The sequence below is a fragment of the Pseudomonas sp. 21 genome (assembly GCF_000955805.1).
In the GTDB taxonomy this organism is placed as follows: Bacteria; Pseudomonadota; Gammaproteobacteria; order Pseudomonadales; family Pseudomonadaceae; genus Pseudomonas.
In genome coordinates this window covers 149167-158988 of sequence record NZ_JYOA01000010.1, presented here as the reverse complement: position 1 = coordinate 158988, position 9822 = coordinate 149167, and the positions used below count along the sequence as shown (strand labels likewise).

Here is a 9822-nt window from a genome sequence, read left to right as displayed (position 1 = left end):
GGCCCGCTCCTACAGGGAGCCTCAAGGTTCGAGCAGTTGGATTGCCAATTGCGCCACTGCTTCCTGCCGCTCGGTCTGCTCCGTCCGCCGCTTGCCATTGAGACTCGACCACTCCGGATGCGCCCGCGCCTTGCGCAGCGCCTCGGGCAGCTTGCCCTCGCGCCACTGTTTGTCCTCGGGCGATTGCAGGTGGATCGCTTCCACCGCCGCATGCCCACGAGTCTGCAGGGCCGCCAGCAGTTGCCGTTGGCGCAGCGCCAGCAAGCGCAGCACGCTGTCATCCACGGACAACTCGCGGCTGCCCTTGAGCTTGCCCAGCAGGCGCTGACCGTAATGGCCGACGGTCTGCCAGGCGCCGCCGGCGATGGCGCCCAGCGCCGTTGCCGCGCCCAGCGTGAGGCCGCCGACCAGCAGATCGATCCCCGCCCCCGCCGCCGCGCCGGCCGCCACCCCGCCCCCCAGGCGGATGCCCAGCTGGCGCAGGGTTTCCGGGTTGAACAGGTCATCGCCCCAGCGGCCGTCCATCAATGGCAGATCAGCCGCGCGGGCGTCGTCCTTGCGGAAGGCATAGAGGCTGAGCAGCGCCTTCACGCAGCTGTCCTCGCGCTTGCGCACCTGGTTGCGCAGCGTCTCGGTGGCGGCGCGCACGGCAGCATCGCCGGCGGGCACCAGTTGGCGGCAGGCGGCGACATCCACCAGCAGTTCGGCAATCAAGCGCGCACCGGCTTCGCGGCGGGCGACAGCCTGGGCTTCGTGATCAGCCACCAGTCGATCCAGTTGCGGGCGCGCACGCTCCATCAACAGAGCAAGGCTTTCGTAGAGGCGGCGCTCACCGTCCAGCGGCGGCGCCACGCTGTCGAAGCGCACCAGCGCGTGCAGGCCGAGACGGGACAGCGCCTCGCGCCACTGCTCTTCGCGGTGCTGCGGGCTGGCGACGAAGTTGAGTACCGGCAGCAGCGGCCGGGCGCAAGCGGCGAGCACGGCCAGTTCGTCGCGGTACTTGGCCAGCACCGGCTCGCGGGCGTCGATCACATAGAGGCCCGCATCGGAAGCCAGCAGTTGGCGCAACACCTTGGCTTCCTGCTCGAAGCGGCCGCGGGCTTCGCTGCCGTCGAGGAAGCGCCGCAGTTTCTCCGGGCCATCCAGGCGCTCGCCGGGACGCTCAAGGCCGTCGAGGAAGTCGCGCAGGGCGATGGCGTCCTCCAGGCCCGGCGTGTCGTACAGCTCCAGCAGCGGCTCGCCGTCCACCGACAGGCGCGCGCCTTCCACATGCCGCGTGGTGCTGGGGCGATGGGAGACTTCGCCGAAACCGACATCACGGGTCAGGGTCCGCAGCAGCGACGTCTTGCCGACGTTGGTGTGGCCGACCACGGCCAGTTTCAGCGCATCAGTCATGCCCGGTCTCCAGCCAGCCCAGCGGGGATGCCGAGGTGTGCGGCAAATTCAGGCGCTCGATGCCGGCGTGCCAATCGCCCAGGCGCTCGGCGTCCAGCGCTTCGCCCGGCGGCGCTTGCAGCAGCCAGACGCGGGTGGCGGCGGCGCAGCGCGACAGTTCGGCGATCAACGCCAGGGTGCCGCGATCCGGCGAGCGGCGCGGGTCGCAGGCGATCACCAGGCGCGCTGGCGGGTAGCGGGTGAGTTGCTCCAGCAGGCGGCGACGCTGGGCGCCGTCATCGAGGTCGCCGGCGTTGGCAACGCTCTCTGGCAGCTTTGGCGGCCAGTTCGGCCTATCCAGCAACTCGATGGAGACCAGCAGCGCGCCATCGGCGGTGGCGGCAGGCAGTTGCGCCTGCGGTTCGACCAGCTCATCCGGCGCGGCATCGCTGACGCCCAGGCGTTCGCTGGCTGGCATCAGGCGTTCGCGCAGCAGGGCGTAGCCGGGCAGCGAGACATCCAGCGCCAGCTGTGCGCGCCCGCGCTTCCAGCGCCACAGGCAGAGCAGCCAGAGCGCGCCGCGCAGCAGCACGCCGTAGACGAGCAGGATGCCCACCAGCCAACCGGCCCAGGCGTGGCGCGCGTTTTCGCTGGCCACCAGGGCATCGCCGCTGGCGCGCACCAGGTCGGAATCCGGCTGGGGGAAGCCGAGCAGGGACGGCAGCGCGCCGAGGCTGTGGGTCAGCGCGATGAAGGTATCGCCACCGAGGATGGTGGTCTCCCAGACGAAGCCGTAGCGCCGCGTCGCCAGCAGCGCCAGCAGCACGCCCAGCGCGCTGCTCAGCGCGACGAACCACAGGCCGTGGACCAGCAGGCCGAGCGCCCAGCGGGTCAGCTTCTGCCGGTCCAGCAGCACCAGCAGCGCGGGCGCCAGCTGCGCCGCATGGGCATCGCGGGCGAGCTTGCCGCTCAGCCACAGCCACAGGCGCCCAAGCGCGCCGGCCGCCTCACCGCCGGCGAAGAAGGCCAGCGTCCAGCCAATGAGGGTAATGAGGTGCAGGCCGAGCAGGCTGGCCAGGGCCCAGAACACATTGACCGGGCGCTGTCCGTCGCCCAGCGCGGCGAAGGCCAGGCCGCCGCCGGTGAACAGCGCCAGGGCCAGCAGCAGGTAGATCGACAGGCGCGCTCCCTGGCTCCAGGTGCGCAAGGCGGCGCGCTGGCCATCGCGTTCGGCGAGCAGCAGCGCGCGGCTTTGCAGGCGCTGCGCGAGGTCGCCACCGCCGACGATGGCGCGGCGATTGGCCTCGCTGTCTTCCAGGGGACCGACCTGTTCCTCGCGCAGGCGCACGGCCTCGCACAGCCACAGGGATTGGAGGGCGGACTCGCTCACGGGTTCTCCGACAATCGGCATTCGCCAGCAAGGATAACCGCTGCTCGCCGTGGCGTCCCGGCGCTGCCGGTAACACCCGGTATCGTCAACCAAACCAAGGAGGGGCTCTCGCCGGGCGCGGGCGGGCTCAGACTCAGCGAATAGCACTGCCCCAATAAAAACAACAATGAGGCCTCGCCATGCTGCGCTCGCTGCTCAGTGCCTTGCCCCTGCTGCTCGCCGCCACCACCGCGGCGGCCGTGGAAACACCGCCGGTGCGCCCCTCCGACTGGGGCCCGGATACCCCGCTGATGCAGGCCGTGCCACCGCGCGTACTGGATGCCAGCGTCAGCGCCCGGCAATCCGCCAGCAACACCTCGCAACTGTGGATCAGCCAGACCGATTTCCGCCTGCACGACGACATCGGCTTCTTCATCCGCAAGATGCTGATCCAGATGAGCCCGGTGGCAGGCAGCAGCACGCCGCTGATGCTCGACGACCCGAAGTCCATGGTTGCGCGCATCCAGGCCGGGGACATCTTCGTCGCCGACGCCACCCTCGCCAGCCTGCTCAACGAGGAGCTGCGCAACGCCAACGCGCCGGTGCGCAACCTGAAGCTCAGCACCCGCGCCGATGGCCAGGAAGTCCACGGCGAACTGCTGCGCAAGGGGCGCTGGCGGCCGCTGCGGATGGTCACCGGGATCGAGCAGGCCGGGCCGCTGAAGGTGGCGCTGGTGCCGCAGCGGATCTTCGTCGACAACGTGGACGTCACGCCGTCGCTGAGCGCCGCGTCCATCGAGATGTCCGAGGTGCTGCAACTGCATACGGCGCACATGCAGCTGATCGGCAACCGCATCCTGGTCGACCTCGACGGCCTGTTCCCACCGCCGCGCCTGGACTTCACCGTGCGCAGCCTGAAACTCGCCGACGGCGGCATGGACCTGCTGCTGGGCAGCGAGCTGGCCGAGCTGAAATGGCCGCAGCTCAAGGCGCCGAAAAGCTACATGTTCATCGAGGGCGGCGACATCAAGATGGCGCGGACCATCCTGGTGAAGGCCTACGCGCTGTTCACCAGCCTGAGCCCCGACGCGCCGCTGTTGTTCAACCTCTACGACTACCGCCGCCAGCTGCAGTACGGCGAAATCCGCCTGCGCGAGGACGGCATGGTGCACATCGCCGTCTCGCCAGTGAAGGCACCCGCCCCGGAGGAGAAAGCCCTATGAGAACCCTCCTCGCTTCCCTGCTCCTGCTGGCGTTGGCCGGCAACGCCGCCGCCGAGAGCGCCATCGACCAGCAGCAGCGCGAACTGGGTGTGCTGCGCCAGGGCTGGTTCCAGCAGACGCCGCCGGCAGCGGAGTTCAAGGCCAGCCGGCCGGGCGGCCTGCGCGATTCCGGCCAGGACGGCGTGGGCATCCTGCTGAACAACGTGGATCTCTACTTCCAGGGCGGCATCGGCTTCCACAGCCCGCAGCTCAAGGGCTGGCTGGTGCCACTCAAGGCCGGCGAGCCCATCGACTTCGACCGCCCGCAGGACATGCGCATCAACGTCTCCGAAGGTGAGGTGATCCTAAGCCCCGAGCAGCTCGCCAACCTGTTCAACCAGCACATCCTCGATTACCCGCAGACCATGCTGCGCGGCTTCCGGCTGAGCGTCGAAGGCGACCGCCTGCTGGTGGCCGGCGAGGTCCAGCCGCTGGGCGTCGGGCCGTGGCTGCCGCTGCGGCTCTCCGGCACGGTGAAGCTCGACGGCGACAACCTCGACTACCAGCCCGACAGCGTGAAGGTACTCGGCGTGCCCAGCTACGGCGCCATGAGCCTGGTGGGCCTGCGCCTGGATTCGCTGGTGACCCTGGAGCGACCCGGCGCGGTGCTGCAGGACAACGTGATGCACCTGAACTACCACCAGGTCTTCCCGCTGGTGGGCATCGACGGCCGGGTCGAATCCAGCTGGCTGGATGCCAAGGGGCTGCACCTGAAGTTCGCGCCCAAGCCCGGCGCCGCTTCGCTGGCCTTCGAGCCGCCGCGCCAGGCAGGGCCGTCCTATATCTGGCTGCAATCGGGGGACCTGAAGATCTTCGAGATCCTCATCACCTACTCGCAGGTGCTGCTCAAGGCCGAGCGGCCCGAGCAGACGCTGTCGTTCAACCTCAAGGACTACCGCAAGGTGCTCTCCACCGGCATCACCCAGGTCAACGAGGACGGCACCTTCTTCATGCGCGTTCCGCCACCCGCCGGCCCCGCCGAGGGTGAGCGGCTGGTATCCTCTGGCACTGGGAGTTCCCACTGATGTTCAGCACTGGAGTCACGATGTCCGAAGCCCTGCCCCTGGCGATGATCGCCGCCCTTGCCGACAACCGCGTGATCGGCGTCGACAACCGCCTGCCCTGGCACCTGCCGCAGGACCTCAAGCACTTCAAGGCGATGACCCTGGGCAAGCCGGTGATCATGGGCCGCAAGACCTGGGATTCGCTGGGCCGCCCGCTGCCGGGCCGGCTGAACATCGTCGTCACCCGCCAGGCCGGGCTGCAGCTGGAAGGCGCGGAAGTCTTCACCAGCCTCGACGCTGCCCTGGAGCGCGCCGCCGAATGGGCGAAGCAGGAAGAAGCCGAGGAGCTGATGCTGATCGGCGGGGCGCAGCTGTATGGCGAGGCGCTGGAACGTGCCGAGCGGCTGTACCTGACCCGCGTGGGGTTGAGCCCGGCGGGGGATGCGCATTTCCCCGAAGTGGATGAAGCACACTGGCACCTGGCTTCGAGCATCGAGCATGACGCCGAGGGCGAGACGCCGGCTTATGCGTTCGAGGTTTGGGAGCGGGCCTGAGATTTTCAGCGCAAGTGCCCTCTCCCTGAAGGGAGAGGGAGCGGTTCGGAGCGAAATGAACACACTGTGCTCGCCGGAGACGTAAGCCAGTGCGCCTCACTCGGATATCCTCTCTCCCTTCAGGGAGAGGGAACGCCCAACTCGGAACCCACAATAAAAAACGCCGCCCCGGTTCCCGGCGCGGCGTTTTTCATTACCGGCGCATCAGAACGCAAAATGCTCCGCGTCCAGCCCCATCAGGCAGTCCGCCCCACCCAGCAGCGCCTCACGGTGCATGCTGGCACGCGGCAGGATGCGCTTGATGTAGAACTCCGCGCTGGCGAGCTTGGCGCGGTAGAAGTCCGCGTCGCCCTCGCCGGCCGCCAGCTTCGCCTGGGCCACGCCGGCGGCCTGCACCCAAAGGCCCGCCAGTAGCACGTAGGAGCAGTACTGCAGGAAGTCCACCGAAGTGGCGCCGATTTCCTGCGGGTCGCGCTGGCAGGCGGCGATGACTTCGCTGGTCAGGCTGCGCCACTCCAGCAGGCGTTGGCGCACGGTTTCTGCCAGGCCGGCCAGTTCGGTGCGGGCACCGGCGGCCTCGCAGGCAGCCGCCAGCTCGCCGATCAGCGCATTCAACTCCGTACCGCCATCGCCCAGCAGCTTGCGACGGATCAGGTCGAGCGCCTGGATGCCGTTGGTGCCTTCGTAGATCTGGGTGATGCGGCTGTCGCGCATCAGCTGCTCCATGCCCCACTCGCGGATGTAACCGTGGCCGCCGTAGACCTGCACGCCGAGGCTGGACACCTCCTGGCCAACGTCGGTGAAGAACGATTTCACGATAGGGATCAGCAGCGCCGCGCGCTTGCTCGCCGCCTTGCGAGCGTCGGCCTCGGGATGGCCGTGCTCCAGGTCCAGCTCCCGGGCGCAGAGCGCCGACACCATCCGACAACCCTCGGTCAGGGTCTTCTGGGTCAGCAGCATGCGCCGAACGTCCGGGTGGACGATGATCGGGTCGGCGGCCTTGGATGGCTCCGCGGCGCCGGTCAGCGCGCGCGATTGCAGGCGTTCGCGGGCATAGGCCAGCGCGCCCTGGCAGGAGCGCTCGGCGATGCCCAGCCCCTGCAGGCCGACCTGGAAGCGCGCGTCGTTCATCATGGTGAACATGCACGCCAGGCCCTGGTTGGCCTGGCCGATCAGCCAGCCGGTGGCGCCGTCGAAGTTCATCACGCAGGTGGATGCGCCCTTGATGCCCATCTTGTGCTCGATGGCGCCGCAGCTCAGGGAGTTGCGCGCACCCGGCGTGCCGTCGGCGTTGGCAATGAGCTTGGGCACGAGGAACAGGCTGATGCCCTTCACCCCGGCCGGCGCATCCGGCAGGCGCGCCAGCACCAGGTGGACGATGTTCTCCGACAGGTCCTGCTCGCCGCCGCTGATGAAGATCTTGCTGCCGCTGACCTTGTAGGAGCCGTCAGCCTGCGGCTCGGCACGGGTACGCAACAGCGCGAGGTCGGTGCCGGCCTGCGGTTCGGTGAGGCACATGGTGCCGGTCCACACGCCACTGACCATCTTGGCCAGGTAGTCGCGCTGCAGCTCCGGCGTGCCGTGCTTGTACAGCGCCAGCACCGCGCCCTCGGTGAGGCCGGAATAGACGCGGAAGGACAGCGAGGCGGCCATCAGCATTTCGTGGAAGCTGGCGGAGACCATCTGCGGGATACCCTGGCCACCGAACTCGGTCGGCCCGGTCATGCTCGCCCAGCCGTTGTCGCAGTACTGCTTGTACGCGTCGCGGAAGCCGTCCGGCGTGGTGACTTCGCCATTGAGCAAGGTCGCGCCCTGCTCGTCGCTGTTGCGGTTCAGCGGCGCGACTACTTCGCCGGTGTAGCGCGCGCCCTCTTCGAGTACGCCGTCGATCAGCTCGCGGTCGAGGCCGTTGCCCAGCAGCTCGCAATGGGCGCTGACGTCGAACAGCTCGTGGAGGACGAAGCGCATGTCGCGCAGGGGTGCCTGGTAACTCATGTTCAATGCTCCTGTTTCACGTCGGCGAAGCGGCCATTGGCGGCGGCCAGGCGCTCGATCAGCGCGGCTGGCTGCCAGTGCGCGCCGTGCTCGCCGGCCAGGTCACGCAGGCGCGCCAGCACGCTCTGCAGGCCCTGGGCATCGGCCCAGGCCATAGGGCCGGACTTGTCTTTCGGGAAGCCATAACCATTGAGGTAAACGGTGTCGATGTCGGCGCTGGTGGAGGCGACGCCTTCGTCGAGGATCTTCGCGCCCTCGTTGACCAGCGCCAGCAAGCAGCGCTCGAGGATTTCCTCGGCGCCGATGTCGCGGCGGGCGTAGCCCAAGCGCTCGGATTCGCGCACCACCAGGGCGTCCACTTCCGGGTCGTGCTCGGCCTGGCGGCTGCCCGGCTCGTAGTGGTAGAAGCCGTTGCCGCTCTTCTGGCCGAAGCGGCCCATCTCGCACAGACGGTTATCCACCTGCACGGTCGGCGCATCCTGGCCCTTGCCGGCCAGCTCGCGAGCACGCCATTCGAGGTCGATGCCGACCACGTCGAACATGCGGAACGGCCCCATGGCGAAACCGAAGCCCTGGATCGCCGCGTCCACCTGGTGCGGCAGCGAGCCTTCAAGGATCAATCGGCGCGACTCCTGGACATACTTCTCCAGCATGCGGTTGCCGATGAATCCGTGACAGTTGCCGGCCACCACGCTGACCTTGCCCATGCGCTCGCCCAGCTCCAGCGCGGCTTCGAGCACCGCGGGTGCAGTCCTGGCGCCACGCACGATCTCCAGCAGCTTCATGATGTGCGCCGGGCTGAAGAAGTGCAGGCCGAGCACCTGGGACGGCCGCGAGGTCACCGCGGCAATCGCGTCGACATCCAGGTAGGAGGTGTTGGAAGCCAGGATCGCCGAGGGTTTCAGCGCCGCATCCAGCTCGCGGAAGATCGACTGTTTGAGCTCCAGGTTCTCGTACACCGCCTCGATCACCAGGTCCACCTCGCGGATCGCCGCGTAGTTCGCCACCTGGGAGATGCGCGCGCGGCGACGGGCGGCTTCGGCCTCGTCGATGCGGCCCTGGCGCACATTATGGGCGTAGGTGTCGGCCACGGCGCCGAGGGCCTGGGCCAGCATCTGCGGGTTGTTGTCCAGCCACAGGACCTGCACGCCGGCGTTCGCCAGGCACATGGCAATGCCCCGGCCCATGGTGCCGGCGCCGATGACGGCGGCGCTGGCGATGCGGATGTTCTGGCTCATGTTGTTCCTCTTGTCAGCCTGAAACGCTCGTTTGAAGACCACTCACCTTAGGGAAGGCGGTACTATTTTTGAAATTTTGAGTTGTGATAAGTGGCATTCAGCCGATGAATATGAATACGTTCGACCTCAACCTGCTACGGGTGCTGGACGCGCTGCTGCGCGAGCGCAACGTTTCCCGTGCGGCGGAACGCCTGTCGCTGAGCCAGCCGGCGGTGAGCAACGCGCTGAACCGCCTGCGCGAGCTGCTCGATGATCCGCTGCTGGTGCGCGTGGGCCGGTCGATGCAGCCGACGCCCCGGGCGCTGGAGCTGGAAGCGCCGATCCGCGATGCGCTGCAACGCATCGGCCAGAGCCTGGCCGGCGGCGACACCTTCGACCCCGCGCGCAGCCGCCAGCGCTTCACGATGGCGCTGACCGACTATGTGGAAGCGCTGTGCATGCCGCACCTGCTCGAAAGTCTGGGTAGCGCTGCGCCGGGCATGGGCCTGAGCATCCAGCACCTGACACCGACGCTACCGGCGGAGGCGCTGGACAAGGGCAACCTGGACCTGGTGCTGGGGCGTTTCGAGGAACTGCCGGTACGCTTCCAGCGTCGGCCGTGGGCGAGCGAAACACTGCGCCTGCTGGCCCGGCGCGGGCATCCGCAGGTGGACGGCGGGATTGATCTGCAGACCTTCCTCGGTCAGCGGCACCTGTGGGTTTCCGGCGGACAGACCAAGGGCATGGTCGACCAGTGGCTGGCCAGCCAGGGGCTCAAGCGGGAGATCGCCTACACCACGCCCAACTACCTGCAGGCGGCGCACCTGGTGGCGACCACGGATTTGCTCACGGTGCTGCCGACGAGGCTGGCGGCGCATTTCGCCCAGTTGCTGCCGTTGCAGGTGCTGGAGCTGCCGTTCGACGTGGGGCAGTTCCACCTGGAGCTGGTGTACCTCGCCCAGCGCGAGCGGGATACGGCGTTGCAGTGGCTGGTCGAGCGGATCGTCGAGGCAGCACCGGAGTGACCGTGTAGGAGCGCGCCATGCG

General features: G+C 68.3%; 8 protein-coding genes. 4 read left to right on the top strand and 4 right to left on the bottom strand.

The window, feature by feature from the left end:
* Positions 1 to 21: 21 nt before the first annotated feature.
* Positions 22 to 1395 (bottom strand): GTPase/DUF3482 domain-containing protein, encoded by a 1374-nt coding sequence (locus tag UB43_RS22695; RefSeq protein WP_045215681.1) that lies wholly within the window; start codon positions 1393 to 1395, stop codon positions 22 to 24.
* On the bottom strand, positions 1388 to 2785 hold the full coding sequence (locus tag UB43_RS22690; protein ID WP_045215679.1) for a DUF2868 domain-containing protein: 1398 nt from the start codon (positions 2783 to 2785) through the stop codon (positions 1388 to 1390). Before UB43_RS22690 ends, UB43_RS22695 begins: the two co-directional genes overlap by 8 nt.
* 158 nt (positions 2786 to 2943) lie before the next feature.
* On the opposite strand from UB43_RS22690, the gene UB43_RS22685 reads away from it, so the two are divergent.
* From UB43_RS22685 to UB43_RS22675, 3 genes are read left to right on the top strand one after another with little or no spacing between them, the layout of a single operon-like run.
* Positions 2944 to 3966 (top strand): hypothetical protein, encoded by a 1023-nt coding sequence (locus UB43_RS22685; protein WP_045215676.1) that lies wholly within the window; start codon positions 2944 to 2946, stop codon positions 3964 to 3966.
* Positions 3963 to 5030, top strand: a complete 1068-nt coding sequence (locus UB43_RS22680; protein ID WP_045215674.1) for a hypothetical protein — start codon at positions 3963 to 3965, stop codon at positions 5028 to 5030. Before UB43_RS22685 ends, UB43_RS22680 begins: the two co-directional genes overlap by 4 nt.
* A gap of 20 nt (positions 5031 to 5050) precedes the next feature.
* A complete protein-coding gene (locus tag UB43_RS22675; protein WP_024762199.1) occupies positions 5051 to 5563 on the top strand; it encodes a dihydrofolate reductase in 513 nt (170 codons plus the stop codon).
* A gap of 204 nt (positions 5564 to 5767) precedes the next feature.
* Here UB43_RS22675 and UB43_RS22670 read toward each other — a convergent pair whose 3' ends face one another.
* Both UB43_RS22670 and UB43_RS22665 read right to left on the bottom strand, forming a co-directional pair.
* Entirely contained in the window at positions 5768 to 7558 is a 1791-nt protein-coding gene (locus UB43_RS22670; RefSeq protein ID WP_045215671.1) for an acyl-CoA dehydrogenase C-terminal domain-containing protein, read from the bottom strand.
* 2 nt (positions 7559 to 7560) lie between these two features.
* Positions 7561 to 8796 carry a 3-hydroxyacyl-CoA dehydrogenase gene (locus UB43_RS22665; RefSeq protein ID WP_045215668.1) on the bottom strand — a complete coding sequence of 412 codons (1236 nt, stop codon included), beginning with the start codon at positions 8794 to 8796 and terminating at the stop codon, positions 7561 to 7563.
* 104 nt (positions 8797 to 8900) lie between these two features.
* Here UB43_RS22665 and UB43_RS22660 point away from each other — a divergent pair, with 104 nt between their 5' ends.
* On the top strand, positions 8901 to 9800 hold the full coding sequence (locus UB43_RS22660; protein ID WP_045215665.1) for a LysR family transcriptional regulator: 900 nt from the start codon (positions 8901 to 8903) through the stop codon (positions 9798 to 9800).
* The last annotated feature ends 22 nt before the right edge of the window (positions 9801 to 9822 follow it).